The following is a 20,630-nucleotide window of genomic DNA, read 5'->3' as shown; positions in this document are numbered from 1 at the left end:
CATTATGATTATGCGTTTCGGATATGTCTCACATGCAATGGCACTCTGGGACTGTTCTCCGGCTAAAACGATGACATTTACAAGCTTTCAAAAGCTTAGTAAACAAGAACGAGAAGATAAATTATACGATGTTACGCGGCAGAATCTTGAGCATACAATACGTATTCTTCATTACAATATAGCGCATGAAATTCCATTATATCGCTTATCTTCTTCCATCGTCCCACTTGCAACACATCCCGAAGTCGAGTTTGATTACATCGGATTGTTCACACCGCTTTGGCGTACAATTGGGGCATTAATTCAAGAACATAATTTACGAGTAAGTTTTCATCCGAATCAATTTACACTATTTACAAGCGACAAACCACACATTACGACTAACGCTATTACAGATATGACCTATCATTATAAAGTATTAGATGCAATAGGCATTGCAGATTCTTCTTATATTAACATCCATGTAGGTGGTGCCTACGGAAATAAAGAAAAAGCGGTTGAACGTTTCCATGACAACATAAAAAAACTTCCTGCACATATAAAGAGGCAAATGACACTTGAAAATGATGATAAAACATATACAACTGCTGAAACTTTATCTATTTGCCAAAAAGAAAAGATCCCATTCGTATTTGATTATCACCATCACATGGCAAATCTTTGCGAAGAACCGTTAGAAGAGTTACTTCCTGCAATTTTTGAAACTTGGTCACATACAAATATCGTTCCTAAAGTTCACATTTCCTCTCCTAAATCAAAAAAAGAATTTAGGGCTCACGCGGAATATATTGATTTAGAGTTTATTAAACCTTTCTTACACGTTGCAAAAAAAATCAATCATAATTTCGATATTATGATTGAAAGTAAACAGAAAGATTTAGCGATGCTGCAATTCATACATGAATTATCCTCTATAAGAGGGGTAAAAAGAATAAGTAGCTCAACATTACAATGGTAAATTGTAATGTTGAGCTATTTTTTTCAAAAAAAGTAATTTTTTTAGTAAAAAACATCCTATTTTATATGCTATGATTGGAATTAGCATTTTCCACCTGTGATTCAACTTTATTGAAACGGAGTCATAATATGATTAATCAAAAAAAATACGTACACTTTGTCACGATGTACATAATTATATTTTCTCTTTGGATATTTCTTATCCCTAAGGACTTAAATATAAAAGAAATTGGAATTCTCTTCTTATTTTTTTTCGCTACACTCTTTTCTTGCTATTGCCTATATAAAGCAATTAAGAAAATGAAGCGCGGTGACAAATTATTTTGGGTTTTAGTACTATGCACTTGCCTATGTGGATTGACAATGGAGATAACTCTATTTCTTCATTCACTTTCTATATATGACCAAGTCATATTCTCATATAAGGCATTGCCCTTTTTTATCGTACAATATATTTTGCTCTTTTCTGGCTTTGCTATAAAGTTCATAAAACATTACTCTATTAGAGGACTAGCTCAATTTTCATTCGATAGCATCTTTATCGTTATTATGAATATTTATTTTACCTTAACTTTTATTTTGGACATTTCAAGCTTTCGTATGTTAACAACAGATACCTGGGTTTTAATTGGATATTTTATTGCACAATCATTAGTAATCTACGCCGTAATTAGTCTATATAGAAGAGAAGAATATTCTTCTAGCAGAATTTCATTAATTATCGGCTTTACTATTATACTCGTGTACGGATATATACACCTGTTTCAATTAAACGCAGGGATAAAACCTTCTTCTGAAGTCTCTTACTTAATACATACTGCTTCGATTTTATTAATTGGTTTGTCATCCATACTATATATTTTAGATAAACCAATACAGCATGAAACGAAAACAAAATATTATCGGTTTGATTATGTGCGCTTTATATTACCTTATTTTAGTATAATCATTACTTTTTCTTTTATTATCTTTCAACCTTGGGATGATAAGTTCATGTTGATCGGTCTAGTATTATCTCTTATCTTATTATTCTTACGACAACTTTATATGTGGAAAGATAATCAGGCACTAATCGATACATACGAACAGTTGACTACACAACTAGAAGATAAAGTAGAAGAAGGTGCATCTGCTTTATCAAAAAGTGAACAACGTTATAAATCTTTATTCGAAGATCACCCGGATGCTGTTTTCTCTTTAAATATGTATGGTATTTTCCAGCAGTCTAATACAGCTTGCGAAAGCTTATTTACTGCCTACTATTGTGAAGTAGAAAGCTATTCCCTTTTACACTTTATTGACTCAAAAGACCATGATTTACTAAAGAAAGCTTTACAACTAACGAAAGAAGGTAGACCACAAACTTTAGAAGTTCGTACAAAGGAAAAAGAAGGTTACTACTATTACCTTCACATTACACTCATCCCTACTTTCATAAACAAGGAAGTTGTCGGGATGTTTGGCATAGCACGTGATATTACAACTTTATATGAAAAACAAAAACAAGTAGAACATTTAGCCTTTCATGATGCACTTACCGGATTACCAAATCGCCGTAAGTTTGAAAAAGATTTAAAAAACATTTTAAATACCGCTCAGGCTAGCGCAAATGATGTTGCCGTCATGTTTCTGGATTTAGATCGATTCAAAAAAATTAACGATAGACTCGGTCATGACGTCGGAGACTTGTTATTAATTGAAGTAGCAAAACGATTACGCAGTTGCCTACGTTCAAAAGATGTCGTTGCTCGCCAAGGTGGAGATGAGTTTACAATTCTATTACCAGATATGTACTCAGAAAAAAGTGCGGCCTTTATAGCTGAACAAATTTTAAATATTTTAAACAAACCATTCTTCATTAAAGATGAAGAACTGTCTATTACACCAAGTATCGGAATTGCAATGTACCCTGATTGTGGAACTGATGTAACAGCATTAATGAAAAATGCTGATATGGCTATGTATCGCGCGAAAGCAAATGGAAAAAACCGATTTGTTTTCTTCTCAAAAGAAATGAGTATCGCTCAAAATGAGAGTAACTTCTTAGAAGGAGAACTTTCAAAAGCATTACAACAAAATGAATTTTTCCTTGAATACCAGCCACAAGTAAGCACAAAAACAAAACAAGTTATTGGTTTTGAAGCATTAATTCGTTGGAAACATCCAAAGCTCGGTATCGTATCCCCAGCCCAATTTATCCCTCTAGCAGAGGAAACTGGATTCATTATTGAACTTGGAAATTGGATTTTACGTACTGCTTGCTTAGAAGCGAAAAGATGGCATAATCAAGGTTTCTCTCACTTAAAAGTCGGTGTAAATTTATCTGTAGTTCAATTTAATCATGCAGATTTAATCCCAACTATTTCAAAAGTTTTAGAAGAAACAGAGTTAAAACCAGAAGCACTAGATATCGAAATTACAGAAAGTATCGCCATTAACCAAAATCAATCTGTAGTTGCAAAACTAGAACAACTTCAAAATCTCGGTATTCAAATTTCAATTGATGACTTTGGAACTGGTTATAGTTCTTTAGCTTATTTAACAAAATATCCAATTAATACATTAAAAATTGCTCGAGAATTTATTTGCGGAATTACAACTAGTCCTTTAGAGGAAGCGATTATTTCTTCCATTATTACACTATCAAAAGAACTAAATTTAGAAGTTATCGCAGAAGGTGTAGAAACTGAAGAACAATGGAAGTTTTTATATGAGCAAAACTGTGACCACATTCAAGGATTCTTTATTAGCAAGCCCGTTTCTAGTAAAGACGTTTGGAGGTTACTCCACAAAAAAACAACCGTCTAAGTAAGACGGTTGTTTTTTTTAATATTCAAAAGGTACATCTGAAGCTAATTGTACTTCTTGATCATTATGAGAAATTACTTGGTTTTTCTCTAAAGCTGTATCTCCTAATGAAATACCCCATGCCATTGCTAACGTTAACAGACTACCAATAAGTAGTTTTTTCATATTCCATCACCCACATTTTTTCTTTAAATATATCATGAAAATTTATCCACATCTTATGCAATTATGCATATTTTCTTTTTAAATCTTTTTTATTTCTTCATCCTTTTTATAATTGATTCTTTTAATGTATGGTTTCCTAATATATCGAAAAAGAAGTAAGCTTTTTCGTAAGCATCTTCAATTTCTGCTCTATCACACTCTAGCTTTTCTAGGCACTCAACTTTTCGATAGTATAACTGTCCAATCAATGTCATACTATTAATTTGACACGATAGTTCAATGGCTTTATTTGCGTGACAAAGTGCTTCTTCGTATTGATTGTCTAAGTATAATGCCTTTGCATAATTATGTCTCACCTTCACATCAAACTCTTTATTATCATGCAATACTTCTAATTGCTTTAATATATTTTCATATAACTCAATACTCTTCTTAAAATGGCCATTTTCAGCGTAAATGTTTGCAATTGCGTTTTCAATATACAGGTTCTGGTATACATCTATACCTACCAATTGTTGATTGAGCAATTTCTTTAATTCTAAAATACAATATTCGTAATCAATTTTTTTCAATACGTAAGCAGCCACATGATATTGCCATTGAAGAAACTGCTGAAGCTCAGGATGATATTCTTCCTTTTTCAACTCATTCCATACTTTATTATAAATTTCCTTATATTTCTTTTGCTTACAAAGCGTAATAATTCGGTCTTTTAGCTGCTTATTCCTTTCAATGTCAGAATAGATAAGTACCTCATAAAAATGGATAATGGGAACTTGTAACTTTGCTGCAATACCTTGTAATATGTCCATACTTGGGTATACCGCGCCCGATTCAATTCGGCTCACTTCCGATTGGTGACATATATTCTCGGATAACTGTTTTTGTGTTAATCCTCTCATCACCCTAATTTTCTTAATTTCACTTCCTAATTTTTCTGCGTGCATACTTACTCACCATCCCACTATAACAATCTAATTTTTCGAGTTGTCATACCACTACAATAAAGTGAATTCGACAATTTTTGATATGAAATAATGCATAATATATATATAAAATTCGGCAAATTTTTCATACAATCCATCCCATATACAATAATAGATTAGGAGTATTATAGATAAATTATAGAAAACTTGCCCATGCTTTTATTACACTCGGTCTTTTTTATCCTTTATCAGCAAAAGCGATCCACACCCAAGAATTAGACAAAATGAATTAAAAGTTGAAATTGCTCAGCCTAGTTTAACAATTTAGAAATTAACACAACCCCAAAATGATACGAAAGAAAATATTGCGAAAAACTATTTAAAAGGTGAGGTAAATGGGGCTAAGGCTCAACAAGAGCAAGTAAAAACTGAAAAAAATGGAGAATTTCAACCTACCGATAAAGAAAATCAAACCGAATTTCATCTTGAACAATCTTTCAAAAACTATAAAGTATATGGTCAAGATTTCATTGTAAAAGTAGATAAAAATGGAGTAATTACAACTATTAGTGGCAAATTGGTCCAAAATTTAGACCAACAACTTAATCTAACTATAACAAATTTTTTGTCGAAAAATGAAGTAAAATCTTCATTATGTACTACACTTCAACTTCCAAGCAATTCAACTAAGACGTAATTCTCTAGTGAAACCGTTGTTTATAAGAAAAAAAGAAGTTTACCATTCATAGGTAAACTTCTTTTCATATCCATCCCTTTTCTTCCGCAATTGTAATTGCCTCAATTCTATTTTTCGCATCAAGCTTCGTTAATACTTCAGAAATATAATTACGTACTGTACCTGGCGAAAGATAAAGTGCCTTGGCGATTTCATTTGCCGTCTTTCCCTCTTTCGCAAGTAGCAATACTTCTTTTTCACGATCTGATAACGGATTTTGCTCCTGCCATAAGCCGAACATTAAATCTTGAGAAATCTCTCGTTTACCTTTCATTACGTTGCGAATCGATGCAGCTAAATCCTCGCTTGGGCTATCTTTTAATAAATATCCGTGCACACCAGCTTTCATTGCTCGTTCAAAATATCCAGGACGCGCAAATGTCGTTAAAATCATTACCTTGCACGCTGAATTTTCTTTCTTTAACGTTTCCGCAACATCTAATCCACTTTGAATTGGCATTTCAATATCCATAATGCTTACATCAGGCTTTAACGATTCAATTAGTTTTAGCGCCTCTTCCCCGTTTGCAGCCTGCCCAATTACTTCAATATCATCTTCTAGATCGAGTAGGGCTCCTAACGCACCACGAAGCATTCGCTGATCTTCTGCAATAATAATTCGAATCATGCCTTCACCTCATCTTTTCCTGTTCTAATAACAACTGGAACTTTTACTGTTAATAGTGTTCCTGGATTAATCGTACCCAGTTCAACAAATCCATCAATAAGAGCGATTCGCTCCTTCATACCACGAATACCATTCCCATCGTGATTTTGATCCGCTAAACCAATTCCGTTATCTTCTACTGTCAAAATCAATTCACCTTGTAATTCTCGTACAGAAACTATGCACCGCGTTGCCTTACTATGCTTTACAACATTCGTAACAGCTTCACGTAAACACATTCCTAAAATATTTTGTTCAATGGGTGATAGCGAACTTGCACTCGTTTCTTGTTTGATCTCTAATTCAACATTAGCAGCTTGTAAGATCGCCTTTATTTGCTCTAGCTCTTCCTCTACTGTAATCATACGCATATCCGAAATTAATTCTCTTAGCTGCTTTAAAGCAGTACGAGATGTTTGTGTAATTTCCTTTGCTTCCGCACTTGCACGCTCCGGATTTTTTACAATTAATTTCTCCACGAGCTGACTCTTTAAAGTAATGAGTGATAGCGTATGCCCGAGCGTATCATGAAGATCTCTTGCAATTCGTTGCCGTTCTTCACGTTTCACTAAATCTTTAATTTGCTCATTCGCTTCGTTTAATTGATTTCTTAACATCTTTTTTTGATTAAAATTACGCATTCCAAATGGTGTAAGTAACATTAAAATAAACATCGGAACGATATTTACTAAACTTGTCGGTGTTAGTTGATTCATATTTATAAATACAAATACTCCAAGCATTACAACTAACAAACATAGTAATATCCGAAATACTTTCTTACTTGGTGCAAACCCCATTGCACTTGCTGTGAAAAAGCCAAAGAATATCATGAAGGGATTATAAAATAAAGCAAATAAAAGCGTAAGTATCATTTGAGTACAAGCCCATAAAATAAACGTCTTCTGAACAAAATAAAGTTGACGGTATGTGATCATGAAAACTATCAACATACCGCTTCCTATTACAAGCTTCCATCCCGATACTTGTGTTAAATTATAAATTGGAAATAACAAGTAAACGAGCCACATATACGGAAAGAATCCCATATGTTTCGGAAAAATTTCAATCCTCTTCTTCTCTGTCATTTATACCGCTTCCTGTCTTTTTCTTATATATATTGATACTACAACAAATATAAGGAAATAACCTCCTAATACCGCGATATTTTCCCAACCAATTGATTTTCCAGCTACAATATCCCATGCACCACTTCCGAAGTGATATGTTGGTGTCCATTCACCGATAGATCTTAATATTTTCGGGAATACTTCGATTGGCATCCATAGACCGCCAATTACAGCTAAACTCATATTTAAAATATTCGCTAAACCCGCTGCTGCATCCGCCTTCTTAATAGAACCTATTACTGTTCCTAATGCTAAAAATGGTGTTACACCTAACAACAACCATAATCCAGCACCAATCCATTGCCCTACCGTTAACTCAACATGATTAATTAATATTCCTGCAATAAAAATAACTAAGATTGAAAAAGCATTTACTACTGTTTGAGCGATGATCTTTGCTGTTATATACGCTCCCTCTGGAAGTGGTGTAATTTTCAACAAATGTGTCCACCCTTGCCCTTTTTCCTGAGAAATCCTTACACCGAAACTAAAAAGTGCTGTCCCTACAATACTAAACGTCGCCATTGAGATTAAATAATGCGCTTTCCACGCATCTCCGTTTTGTGGCACTTGAATAACATTAGTGAAAATGTAGTAAAACATAACTGGCATTAATAATGAGAAAAAGATAAATAATTTATTGCGGAACGTACGTAAAATTTCTATTTTGCATTGCATCCATAAAGCTTTCATGCGATTTCCCCCTTCTGATTTGCGACAAACTGTTCAAATGCTTCATCAAGACTTCCACGTTCAACTGAAATATTTGTTACAGGTAAGTTCTTTTCATAAATTGCTTTTAAGGTTGCATCCGTATCTTCAGTTATTAAAGTGAAGTGACCTTCGTTTGATTGTACTTCTGTTACGCTTGGTAACCCTTTTAATAATTTTACAGGAATACTTTCCTTCGAATAAAATGTAATTGTTTTTCGTGAAATCGTCGCTTTCATCTCATCTGGTGTACCGTCTGCGATAATCTTTCCATTTGCAAACAATAAAATACGATTCGCCAATGCATCCGCTTCTTCTAAATAGTGCGTCGTTAAAATAATTGTTTTCCCTTCACTTGCTAACTTTCGAATCGTTTCCCAAAACGTTCTTCGAGACGTAATATCCATTCCAACTGTCGGTTCATCTAAAAATAGCAAATCTGGATTTCCTGCAAGTGCGAGTGCGAAATTTAACCTTCTCTTTTGACCACCTGATAATTTCTCACATCTTTGCTTTCGTTCCGATTTTAAATTCGATAACTGTAGCAACGTTTCTTTCGCTATCGGATTCGTATAATAGCTGCGGAATAACTCAATTGCCTCTTCCACCGTAATGCTATCAATAACACTTACTTCTTGTAACATCGCGCCGAGTCTATTACGAACATCTCTATGCTTTGGACTCTTTCCAAATGTAGAAACCATTCCTTCCGTCGGATCCTTTAATCCAAGCATCATCGACATCGTCGTCGTTTTCCCTGCACCATTCGGTCCAAGCAGTGCTACGATTTCTCCTTTACTCACATGAAATGAAACGTTATTTACTGCTTTTTTATGTTTAAATGTTTTAGAAACACTATTTACTTCAATAATCTTTTCCATCTCTCCACCCCCGCTGTTTCTTATATTTACATTGTATTCCTTGGAAAACTTAGGAAACAGTATGATGCGTCATGACATCGATATGACAATTGTCATGTATTCTTTATGAGAGGAATCAGCCTGCATACCGCAAGCGAGTAGCAGGACGAAAATAAACATGATACAATCGGATAAGATATATATTCGAGGAAGGACAGTGGTTTTCATGATTATTCGTAATGAACAAGATTTAGAAGGCTTACGAAAAATCGGCCGCATCGTTGCGCTTGCACGTGAAGAAATGAAAAAAGAAGCGAAGCCAGGTATGACAACGAAAGAGCTTGATTTGATTGGCAAAAAAGTATTAGATGAGCATGGTGCTATTTCTGCGCCTGAAAAAGAATATGATTTCCCTGGCGTAACTTGCATCAGTGTAAATGAAGAAGTTGCTCACGGTATTCCAGGTGATCGTGTATTAAAAGAAGGCGACCTTGTAAATGTCGACGTATCTGCAGCACTTGATGGTTATTATGCAGATACAGGTATTTCATTTGTACTTGGAGAAGATGAAGCAAAAGAAAAGCTTTGCCAAGCAGCTGTTGATGCCTTTTGGGCAGCAATGAAAAAGGTGAAAGCTGGTTCAAAACAAAACCAAATTGGTCGTGCCGTTTCAAACTTTGCACATAAAAATGGATACAATGTTATTCAAAACTTAACTGGCCACGGTATTGGTCTTAGCTTACATGAAGCACCAAACCACATTTTAAGCTATTTTGATCCAATGGATAATGCGCTTCTAAAAGACGGTCTTGTTATCGCTGTAGAGCCATTCATTTCTATGAAAGCTGATCACATTATCGAACGTGGCGATGATGGTTGGACATTCGTTACACCTGATAAAAGCCTTGTTGCACAATGTGAACATACAGTTGTCGTAACACGCGGCGAACCGATTATTTTAACAGAAATATAAAATTAAAAATGACCGTTTTTTAGAATTTTTCTACTAAAACGGTCATTTTTAATTTTTGGAAAATATTTGTTAAACCGCTGTTGAACTCTTTATCATTTAAGTATATAATCTTTAGCGAAGGTTATTCATAATCATCTTTAAGAGAAGATAACACTATTATCAAAAGGGATACCTTCTTTTTTCTTATGTAAAACAGCTTCAAAAATGACCGCAGTAATGATTTAGCCGAATATTATAAATAACTTATATTCCACTAAATCCGAAAAGGAACTGTACCATCTTAACTTCGGTCCACAAATTGTACAACTCTCTCTAGGCAGAAAGTTAATTTTCATAAATGTAATAAGTGACATTCTTAAGATACAATTATCTCAATTTCATATTACATAAATGAATATTTTCAAAGTGCATATTGTCTTCACCCTAACCAAAATCAACCCTATTCAGATTTTTTCCACATAATTTTAAAACAAAAAACAAACTTTTAACTTGGGATACATTACTTTGGTTAGCATGTATCGTAAAACCTACCTTTATGACTATCCAGTTCATAACACATTCACAAGAAAATGCTCTTGTATATAAAGGTCTGATATCGTTCCTTTTATCAGCATACTTTCGACATTTTTTGTCGAATTATGTATATTCCAGATTTTTACGTTACTTTGTATATGCCTTTAATTAAACATCTATTCTGTCAGAGAACGTACATAGAAACGGAGGGATAGTAGCAACAAATACTTTATAATAATTAACTTTTTTTATATTCCATTTGTTCATGTGGAATATATTCCTCAGTGAACAAATGAATGTTCAAAGGAGGCAAAATGAAAAAACTTTTCAATATATGTTTAATTGTATTTGTACTATTTTCACAGTTTATTAGTTTCCCGTACAATCAGGCAAAAGCTGAGACTTTAAAGGAAACTTCATTATTTGACACTGTTGAGATGAAAGATGCAACGGATCAGATTATTGACGAAGCAAAAAATCCTAACAACTTAATAAAGATAGGATCAACCATTCAAGTAGAATATGCTTGGTCAATAAAGGATCAACAAGTTGTACATGCAAACGATACAGCAGTACTTCAAATACCACTTGCATTAAAAGTATCTAAAGATTTACAAGGAGATTTAGTAACAGATCAAAAAAATATTGGTCAATATTTTATAACAGCTAAAGATAATAAATTAAAACTAATATTTAATGATCAAGTAGAAAATTCGAAAGACGCTAAAGGAAAAATTAAAATTGATACTGTGTTTAACCCAACTTTAAAGACTGAAGAAAAATCAGTTCAAATCGCTTTTCCTTTAGGAACACTGGTTCAGCCTATAACAGTTCCTATTCAAGTAGAAGATTCTAAAGAAGATGGAACCAAACAGGATACTAATAAACAAGTGCCAGATCAAGTAGCTAAACCTGCTACTGACAATCCGGAACAAAATCCAGCAACTAAACCTGCTGCTGATAACCAAGAACAAAATCTAGCAAGCGATCCTGCTGAGGGTACAAATTCAGGTCCAAAGCAAATAACAACAAACATTTTAACGGGTGTAAAGTTGACGGATAAAGACGGAAAACCATTTACAGAGGATAACCGTCCAAGTACAGATTCCCCTGCCAATATTGAGTTTACATGGGAACTTTTAAAATCGATGAATGTTAAAAATGGAGATTACTATATTTTTGATCTTCCTAAACACTTTAAGATTTACAATACAATTAACAGTCCTTTATACGATAGTGAAAACAATCCAATTGGTAACTTTACTGTTACAAAAGATGGAAAAGTCACGATGACATTTAACGATTATGTTGAAGAACATCCAGATGTTGTTGGTAACCTACAATTAAAGACAGAATTTAATAAAGCTGAAATTAAAGGTACAACAACACAAGAAATTCCTTTCCCAATTAAAGATAACGATGTTTCTATTACAGTTGACTTTAAGCCTAATGTAAAAACAGCCACGAATAAAAAGGGGTTACCTGATAGACCAATTAATACAAATGAGATTAATTGGACAGTAGAGATGAATAAAACGAAAGACACCCTTAAAAACGCCGTTTTTAAAGATAACATCCCACAAGGTACAAGCTTAAATAAAGATTCTATTAAAGTTTATTATTTAGAAGTTGATGTTAACGGGAACGCAACACGTGGTAAAGAAGCCGATCCAGAAGATTACAAAATTATTTCATCAGATGGTTCAAAATTGGAGATTGCTTTTAAGGAGAATATCAGTAAAGCATACCAAATCGAATATGCCACAAAAATTACTGATGAAAATATAAAAGACTTCCGAAATAACGTTACGATAACGAGTGATAATCAAAAACAACAAAACGCAAGCTCTACTGTAACGGTTTCTCGTGGTACACATTTAAACAAAACAAGTAAATATGATCCAAAGACGCAAACGATTGAATGGACAATTACTTACAACGGTGATCAAAAAAATATCAAAAAAACTGATGCACTTTTAAAAGATATTTTTGACGATACACATGAACTAGATGCAAATTCTATCGTTGTGAAAAACGCTTCCTACGATGATAATGGAAGGCTTGTAACAGGAGATACTGTTAATAATTACACTGTAAGTAACAAGAAGAATGGATTCGACTTACAGTTTAATGAGGATATTAATAGTGCTTATGTAATTTCCTATAAAACAAAGCCAACTAGTAATGTCATAAAAGATGGAAAAATAAAAAATACAGTTACAGCTGATAATGGTTCAAGTAAAGAAAATGAAGTTGGCTTCAAGCAGCAAAATATTATTAAATCTAATAATAAAGCTGAAACAAACTATAAAGACAAAACAACAACCTGGACAATTACGGTAAATAATAACAACTATCCATTAAACAACGCGATCATTACGGATACCTTTGACCATGGTGGATTACAATTAAAAGATAAAAAACTAGAAATTAAAGACGGAGATTATACCCTTCAAGCTGGGACTGATTATGTTTTAGATGTAACAGATAAAGGTTTCAAAATTACCCTTATAGGTACATATCAGTCTAATATGACAAAGACATTAGTCGTAAAATATACGACAGACTTTGACTATACAAAATTAGAAAGTGGTAAAACTTCATTTAAAAATACAGGTAACCTATCTTGGATAGACGCAGGGTCCAATCCACAATCAAATAAAGTTGAAGCGGACTTTGATCCTGATACTTTCACAAAGGCGAATGGATATAAATACGGTTCTTATAACGCCCAAACGAAAGAAATCACTTGGATAATAGGTTTTAATTATAATAATGTTGAGATTAAAGACCCATATGTTATAGACGTAATACAAGATAAACAAAAGTTAGTACCAGGATCCATTGAAGTGCGCGATATGATTTTAAATGGAAGTCCTGACAATGCACAACCTGGTAATGCTGTACCAACTGAGAAATATGAACTTGAAGAACCTACAGAGAAAAATAAAAACACCCTAAAGGTTCATTTCAAACAATCAATTAATTCACCTTACTATATTATCTTTAAAACAAGCCTCGATGGTGAACTTATCCAAGGCATCTACAAAAACGAGGCAGAGTTAAAAGATGGCTCTAAAATTGTAAACACGCTTAAAGGTGATGCTCAAGTAAATAAAGGTGGCAGCTTCGTTACTAAAAAAGCTGTGCAAGATGACAACTATATTAATTGGAGTATTGCAATTAATGAAAGCCAATCGACCATTGCAGACGCAGTTGTAACAGACGATCCAACAGAGAATCAAGTACTTGTGGAAGATTCATTCCACTTATATCCTACAACTGTCGATTACTATGGAAATGTAACAAAAGATACAGCAAATGAATTAAAACAAGGAACAGACTATAAACTCAAAATAACAACAGACAATAATACCGGAAAGCAACATTTTGAAATTGCTTTCTTGAAGAAAATTAATCGAGCTTATATTTTAGAATATCGTTCATTTATTAATGCAGACGATAAAGAAAAAGTAAGTAATAAAGCAAAAATCACAGGCAATAAGTTAACAGTAACAAATACAGAAACTACCGAAACGATTGAAGTACGAATGTCTTCCGGTTCCGGCGGAGGATCTGCTACTAAAGGTCGTGGAAACCTTGAAATTATAAAGGTAGATAACGACAATAAGAACACTCCATTAGCTGGAGCAGAATTCACTTTATACGATCGTACAGGTAAAACTGTTATCCGTAAAATTACAACAGACAAAGATGGTATCGCTAAATTTAATAACTTAAAACGCGATAAATATTTATTAAAAGAAACAAAGGCTCCTGAAGGCTATGTAATTAGCTGGGAGTTAAAACAAGGGAAAATTGTTGAACTTGGTACACAAGAGACTACAACATATAAACTTGTAAATAAGAAGTTTGTCGGGAAAGTAGTTTTAACAAAGTCTGATGACCTGAACAAAAACGTAACACTACAAGGTGCCGTTTTCACACTACTTGATAAAGACAAAAAAATAATTTCAGAACATGAAAAATTAACAACAAATGATAAAGGACAAATTACTGTAGATCATTTAAAACCAGGAACTTACTACTTACAAGAAACAAAGGCTCCTGAGCATTATAAATTAGATGATCGACTGATTGAGGTTAAAATCGCGGAAGATCAAACAACAGTAATAAACCGCACTGCAACAAACAGCTTGATTCCAGGTTCGGCCATTTTAACAAAAGTCGATAAAGATGGAAAAACTTTAGCAGGTGCGGAGTTCAGTGTACGGGACCGAAAAAACAAAATAATCCCCGGCTATGGAAAATTAACGACAAATGATCAGGGACAAATCGAAGCAACAAATTTACGTCCTGGAGACTATCAATTTGTTGAAGAAAAGGCTCCTAAAGATTACGACATAGATAAAACACCAATTGAGTTTACAATTGTAAAAAGTCAACAGAAGGCAGTTACTGTTACTGCGACAAATCACCTCATTAAAGGTGGCGTCACTTTAACAAAAACTGATGATATCGATGGTACAGCTCTTGCAGGTGCTATATTTAAAATTGTCGATGCTAACGATGAAAAGAAAGTCATTCGCGAAAATGTAAAAACTGGTGCCGATGGTAAAGTAACTGTTAAAGACTTAGAGCCTGGTACGTATAAATTTATTGAAACAGAAGCTCCTAAGGATTATGTGTTAAATACAAAGCCTATCGAGTTTACAATCGATAAAAGCCAACAGTCTTTTGCTACTGTTACGGCAACAAACAGTTTAAAAACAGGAGAAGTTGAATTATTAAAAGTTGATGAATTCGGTGATAAAAAACCTCTTGCAGGTGCCGTATTTAAAATTGTGGATGTAAATAATAATGATGTTCGTACTGACTTAACTACAGATGCTGATGGAAAAACAAAAGCTGATAAGCTACGTCCTGGTACGTATAAATTTATTGAAACAGCTGCTCCTGAACATTACGTTTTACGAGCAGAACCTATTGAATTTACAATCGATAGAAGTCAGAAAGAAACTCTACTTGTGAAAGCTGAAAATGCTTTAAAACCAGGAGATGTTGAATTAACGAAAGTTGATGATATCGATGGTACAGCTCTTGAAGGTGCGGTATTTAAAATTGTCGATGCTAATGATGAAAAGAAAGTCATTCGCGAAAATATAAAAACTGGTGCGGATGGTAAAGCTATCGCTACTGGCTTACGCCCTGGCGATTATAAATTTATCGAAGTAACAGCACCGAAGTATTACGATAAAAATACAAATCCAATCAAGTTCACAATTACAGAAAGTCAAACAACGTCGGCTACTGTTACTGCTAAAAACAGCTTAACAAAAGGCGGTATTGAATTAACAAAAGTGAATGCTGCAGATGAAAAGGAAACACTTGAAGGTGCGGTATTTAAAATCGTTAATAGAGATACAAATGAAGATGTTCGTACGGAACTTGTTACGAATAGTAAAGGAATGCTAGTTGTTGACGACTTACGTCCTGGTAACTATAAACTTATCGAAACAAAGGCTCCAACTTATTACGATGTAAATGTAGAACCTATTGAATTTACAATCGAAAAAGGACAACAAAAACTTCTTCCACTTACATTTAAAAATAGTTTAACGAAAGGAAAAGTTAAACTTATTAAAGAAGATGATGTGGAGAGTAGTATCGCTCTTGCCGGCGCAGTGTTCACATTACAAGACGCAACAGGCAAAGAAATTGCGAAAGATTTAAAAACAGATGATTACGGAGTAATAGTTATTCCTGATTTAGCACCAGGAGATTATCAATTTATTGAAACATCAGCTCCTGAACATTATAAATTAGATCAAACACCTATTAAGTTCACAATTAAAAAAGGTAGCAAGGATGATCTTCCAGTCCCTGTCACTGTAACAAATAGTTTACTTACAGGTGGCGTTACTTTAACAAAAGTTGATGACGTTGATGGCGCTACTCTTGAAGGCGCAGAATTTATCATTGTTGATGCTCATGATACGAAAAAGGTGGTTCGTAAAGAGTTAACTACCGATAAGCAGGGTAAAGTTTCTGCTTCTGACTTGCGCCCAGGTGACTATCAATTTATTGAAGTAAAAGCTCCCAAAGACTATACGTTAGCCAACGATCCTATTCCGTTCACTATCGGAAAAAGTCAAAAAGAAAACATTACTGTTACTGCTACTAACAGCTTAAAGAAAGGTGCAGTCACATTAACGAAAATTGATGACATCGATCGTACAATGCTAAAAGGTGCAATCTTTAAAATTGTTGATATGAAGGGTAACGAAGTTCGCACAAACCTTGGTACAGATAAAAATGGAAAAATTTCCGTTTCTGATTTACGTCCTGGAGACTATCAGTTCATTGAAACAAAGGCTCCTGAGCACTATGTATTAGACGAAACACCGATTCCATTTACAATTGAAAGAAGTCAAACGAAAGAGATCAACGTTACAGGTAAAAACACTTTGAAAAAAGGTAGCGTTGAACTAACAAAGATTGATGATATTGATACTAATACGAATCTTGCTAATGCTGTATTTAATTTATTAGATGAAAACGGACAAGTAGTTGAAGAAGGCTTAAAAACAAATGCTGAAGGAAAAATTGTTGTTGAAAACCTACGTCCTGGTACGTATCAATTCGTTGAGACAATAGCTCCTGAACATTACGATTTAAATAAAACACCGATCGAATTTACAATTAAGAAAAGCCAAACTGAAACTCTTCATATTACGGCTAAAAACGCTCTAACAAAAGGTGGCGTTGAACTTTCTAAAGTAGATGACATCGATGGCACTAAACTTGAAGGTGCAGTATTTAACATTGTTGATATGAAGGGTACTGTAATCCATAAAGATCTTGTTACAAATAGTAAAGGGAAAATCGAAATCGATGACCTACGTCCAGGTAATTATCAATTCATCGAAACGAAAGCTCCTAAGCATTACGTTTTAGATGAAACACCGATCCCTTTCACTATTGAAAAAGGACAAAAGAAAGCTATTTCTTTAACTGCTAAAAATAGCTTACAACAAGGTAGTATTGAACTACTTAAAGTAGATGATCTAAACGATCAAATGAAACTTTCTGATGCGGTATTTAATTTACTAGACCAAAACGGGAAAGTGCTTAAAACAGATTTAAAAACAAATAATGAAGGAAAAATCGTTGTTGAAAATTTACGTCCTGGTACGTATAAATTTGTCGAAACAACAGCTCCGAAACATTATGATTTAGACAAAAAACCAATTGTAGTTACAGTTGAAAAAAGCCAAAAAGGTATTGCTACTGTTACTATGAAAAATAGTTTAACAAAAGGCGGCGTTGAACTTTCTAAAGTGGATGACGTCGACGGGGCTACTCTTGAAGGCGCAGTATTTAACATTGTTGATATGAAGGGTACTGTAATTCGCGAGAATCTTACTACAAATTCACAAGGTAAAATTAGCGTTCCTGACCTACGTCCAGGTGATTATCAATTCATCGAGACAAAGGCTCCGAAACATTACGATTTAAATAAAGAACCGATTCCTTTCACTATTGAAAAAGGACAAACCGAACCGATTTCTGTTACTGCTAAAAATAGTTTAACAAAAGGTGCGGTAGAACTTTCTAAAATGGATGATATCGACGGTACTGCTCTTGAAGGTGCAGTATTTAAAATTGTTGATATGAACGGCAATGACGTTCGCACTGGCATTACGACAGATGCGAAAGGTAAAGTTTCTATTCCCGATTTACATCCTGGAGACTATCAATTTATTGAAACAACGGCTCCTAAGCACTATAAACTAGATGCTACACCAATTAAATTTACAATTGAGAAAAGCCAAGCAGAGAAGTTACAAGTCACTGCTAAGAACAGCTTAATTGAAGGTGCGGTAGAGTTAATTAAAGTGGATGATATAAATCCAGATACAAAACTTTCTGATGCAGTATTTAACATCATTGATGCGAAAGGGAAAATTGTTCGCACAAATTTAACTACTGATAAAGACGGGAAAGTTTCTGCTTCTAATTTAAGACCAGGAGATTATCAATTCGTGGAAACGAAAGCTCCGAAACATTATGATTTAAATCAAACACCGATTCCTTTCACTATCGAGAAAAGCCAAACAACTCACGTTTCTGTTACTGCTAAAAATGGCTTAACTAAGGGTGGCGTTGAATTAACGAAAGTTGACTCTTTAGATGCGAAAGAAACGCTAGAAGGTGCGGTATTTAAAATTACTGATATGAACGGTAATGATATTCGTACGAATTTAGTTACCAATAAAGACGGAAAAATCATCGCTAAAGACTTACAACCTGGAGACTATCAATTTATTGAAACGAAAGCTCCGAAACATTATGACTTAAATGAAGATCCTATTAAGTTCACAATTGAAAGAAGTCAGACAAAACATGTCTTCGTTACAGCTACTAACAGCTTAACGAAAGGTAGTGTGGAGTTAATTAAAGTTGATGATGTTGAAGAAAACACAACACTCGAGGGTGCGGTATTTAAAATTGTTAATAAGGATGGACACGACGTCCGTACTGATTTAACTACTGATAAAAACGGCCGTTTAGTTGTGGATGAATTACCGCCAGGAGACTATGAGTTTATCGAAACAAAAGCTCCTAACCATTATGACTTAAACGAAACACCTATTAAGTTCACAGTTAAAAAAGGACAAGAAAAAATAGCTTCCATTACTGCTAAGAATAGCTTAACAAAAGGCGCTGTGGTATTAACGAAAGTCGATGACATCGACGGCTCTACTCTTGAAGGAGCTATCTTTAAAATTGTTGATATGAACGGCAATGACGTTCGTTCTGATTTAACTACTGATAAAGATGGCAAGATTTCTGTTTCTGATTTACGTCCGGGTGACTATCAATTCATTGAAACAAAGGCTCCTACTCATTACGACTTAAATCAAACTCCTATCAACTTTACTGTTGAAAAGAGTCAAACCGCTACAGCTTCTGTTACTGCTACAAATAGCTTAACGAAGGGCGCTGTGGAACTTTCTAAAGTAGATGATGTCGATGGTACTGCTCTTAAAGGTGCAGTAGTTAAATCAGAGTGAACGGCAATGACGTTCACTCTGATTTAACTACTGATAAAGATGGAAAAATTTCTGTTTCTGATTTACGTCCGGGTGACTATCAGTTTATTGAAACGAAAGCTCCTACTGGGTACGATTTAAACGCTAAGCCAATTCCTTTCACTATTACGAAAGGACAATCTCAAGTTACTTCTGTTACAGCGTTAAATAGTTTAACAACAGGTTCAATAGAATTAACTAAAGTTGATATGGATCACAATGGAACACTTGAGGGTGCCATTTTCAATATTTTAGATCAAGATGGAAAAGTAGCACGAGAAGGCTTAAAAACAGATGGGCATGGTAAATTAATCGTAAATGATTTGAAACCTGGCAATTATCAACTAGTGGAAACAAAAGCTCCTGAAGGCTATCAATTAGATGCATCACCAATAAGCTTTACAATTGAAAAAGCCCAAGCTGCACCACTACAAATTACAGTTTCAAATAAAAAGATTGAATCTTCATCAGGTGGAGATAATGAATCAATTACTCCTCCGAATAAAGAAGAGAAACCAGGTAAGGAAACTTCCGAAGAACTAGAAAAAGGAAATCCTGAAACACCTGGTACAGAAACTTCTGAAGAACTAGAAAAGGGAAATCCTGAAGCACACGGTAAAGGAACTTCCGAAGAACTAGAAAAAGGTAACTCTGAAACACAAATAAACAAACAGCAAGATGACCAAAATAAGCGGAAAGAACTTCCAAATACAGGTCACAAAAAAGATTCTACTCAAACAGTAGGTATCTTACTTCTACTAGCTGGTTTGTTAAGTATTTTAGCTACAAAACGCAAAAAATATTATTAATAGTTTTTCACACCCAATCAAGTGAACATTTGATTGGGTGTTTTTTTATACAAAAAAGGACGATACATAGCGTATCGTCCTTTTAACGGGGTGAGGCTGTCCAAAAGTACGGAAAACCTTTGAACAGCCTCGTATTTTCATATGGATGCCTTACATATATCACTGATGATAATTATGAAATGCGGAAACATATTTATCATCACATGATTCAAACACGAGAAAAGAAACCCTACAGTGGATTCTTTTCTCTACATAATCTAAAGTTTGGGTACACTAGATTCATGCAATGTAGGAGCTTTCCAAATAGAAAGCGAACCTT

The 20,630-nt window shown here is 34.2% G+C and carries 11 protein-coding genes and 1 pseudogene; 6 read left to right on the top strand and 6 right to left on the bottom strand.

Features of this window, described 5'->3' with window-relative positions; translation table 11 throughout:
- Nucleotides 1-4: 4 nt before the first annotated feature.
- Both uvsE and QCI47_RS00725 read left to right on the top strand, forming a co-directional pair.
- Nucleotides 5-958: a UV DNA damage repair endonuclease UvsE gene (gene uvsE / locus QCI47_RS00730; protein ID WP_309422480.1), complete on the top strand. Its 954-nt coding sequence runs from the start codon at nt 5-7 to the stop codon at nt 956-958.
- Between the two features lie 128 nt (nt 959-1,086).
- Nucleotides 1,087-3,765 (top strand): DUF4084 domain-containing protein, encoded by a 2,679-nt coding sequence (locus tag QCI47_RS00725; protein WP_061131880.1) that lies wholly within the window; start codon nt 1,087-1,089, stop codon nt 3,763-3,765.
- Nucleotides 3,766-3,783: 18 nt separating this feature from the next.
- On the opposite strand, the gene papR is transcribed toward QCI47_RS00725, so the two are convergent.
- Complete coding sequence (papR, locus tag QCI47_RS00720; protein WP_000734728.1) at nt 3,784-3,930, bottom strand: quorum-sensing peptide PapR; 147 nt, start codon at nt 3,928-3,930, stop codon at nt 3,784-3,786.
- 89 nt (nt 3,931-4,019) lie between these two features.
- Nucleotides 4,020-4,877: a transcriptional regulator PlcR gene (gene plcR / locus QCI47_RS00715; RefSeq protein WP_000542931.1), complete on the bottom strand. Its 858-nt coding sequence runs from the start codon at nt 4,875-4,877 to the stop codon at nt 4,020-4,022.
- A 170-nt stretch (nt 4,878-5,047) separates the two neighbouring features.
- Here plcR and QCI47_RS00710 point away from each other — a divergent pair.
- Nucleotides 5,048-5,550, top strand: a pseudogene (locus QCI47_RS00710) (M4 family metallopeptidase); the annotation flags it as partial.
- Nucleotides 5,551-5,617: 67 nt separating this feature from the next.
- Here QCI47_RS00710 and QCI47_RS00705 read toward each other — a convergent pair.
- Genes QCI47_RS00705 through QCI47_RS00690 form a run of 4 tightly spaced genes read right to left on the bottom strand, consistent with a single transcriptional unit; the run spans nt 5,618 to nt 8,981 of the window.
- The gene (locus tag QCI47_RS00705) at nt 5,618-6,220 is read right to left on the bottom strand and encodes a response regulator transcription factor (protein ID WP_000619261.1); all 603 of its coding nucleotides are present in this window, start codon (nt 6,218-6,220) and stop codon (nt 5,618-5,620) included.
- Nucleotides 6,217-7,347 carry a sensor histidine kinase gene (locus QCI47_RS00700; protein WP_076868014.1) on the bottom strand — a complete coding sequence of 377 codons (1,131 nt, stop codon included), beginning with the start codon at nt 7,345-7,347 and terminating at the stop codon, nt 6,217-6,219. Before QCI47_RS00700 ends, QCI47_RS00705 begins: the two co-directional genes overlap by 4 nt.
- Nucleotides 7,348-8,082 carry an ABC transporter permease gene (locus QCI47_RS00695; RefSeq protein WP_061131882.1) on the bottom strand — a complete coding sequence of 245 codons (735 nt, stop codon included), beginning with the start codon at nt 8,080-8,082 and terminating at the stop codon, nt 7,348-7,350.
- Entirely contained in the window at nt 8,079-8,981 is a 903-nt protein-coding gene (locus QCI47_RS00690) for an ABC transporter ATP-binding protein (protein ID WP_071741895.1), read from the bottom strand. Before QCI47_RS00690 ends, QCI47_RS00695 begins: the two co-directional genes overlap by 4 nt.
- 157 nt (nt 8,982-9,138) lie before the next feature.
- On the opposite strand from QCI47_RS00690, the gene map reads away from it, so the two are divergent.
- The 3 genes from map (at nt 9,139) to QCI47_RS30230 (ending at nt 20,311) form a co-directional block, all read left to right on the top strand.
- Complete coding sequence (map, locus tag QCI47_RS00685) at nt 9,139-9,933, top strand: type I methionyl aminopeptidase (protein WP_097889515.1); 795 nt, start codon at nt 9,139-9,141, stop codon at nt 9,931-9,933.
- A gap of 827 nt (nt 9,934-10,760) precedes the next feature.
- On the top strand, nt 10,761-19,484 hold the full coding sequence (locus QCI47_RS00680) for a SpaA isopeptide-forming pilin-related protein (protein WP_483299101.1): 8,724 nt from the start codon (nt 10,761-10,763) through the stop codon (nt 19,482-19,484).
- Nucleotides 19,481-20,311: an MSCRAMM family protein gene (locus tag QCI47_RS30230; protein WP_483299100.1), complete on the top strand. Its 831-nt coding sequence runs from the start codon at nt 19,481-19,483 to the stop codon at nt 20,309-20,311. The genes QCI47_RS00680 and QCI47_RS30230 overlap by 4 nt, the downstream gene beginning before the upstream one ends.
- The last annotated feature ends 319 nt before the right edge of the window (nt 20,312-20,630 follow it).

This window comes from Bacillus cereus group sp. RP29 (genome assembly GCF_040459765.1).
Lineage (GTDB): Bacteria > Bacillota > Bacilli > Bacillales > Bacillaceae_G > Bacillus_A > Bacillus_A paranthracis.
Note: the sequence above shows the minus strand (reverse complement) of the source record. Positions and strands in the feature narration are given on the sequence as shown.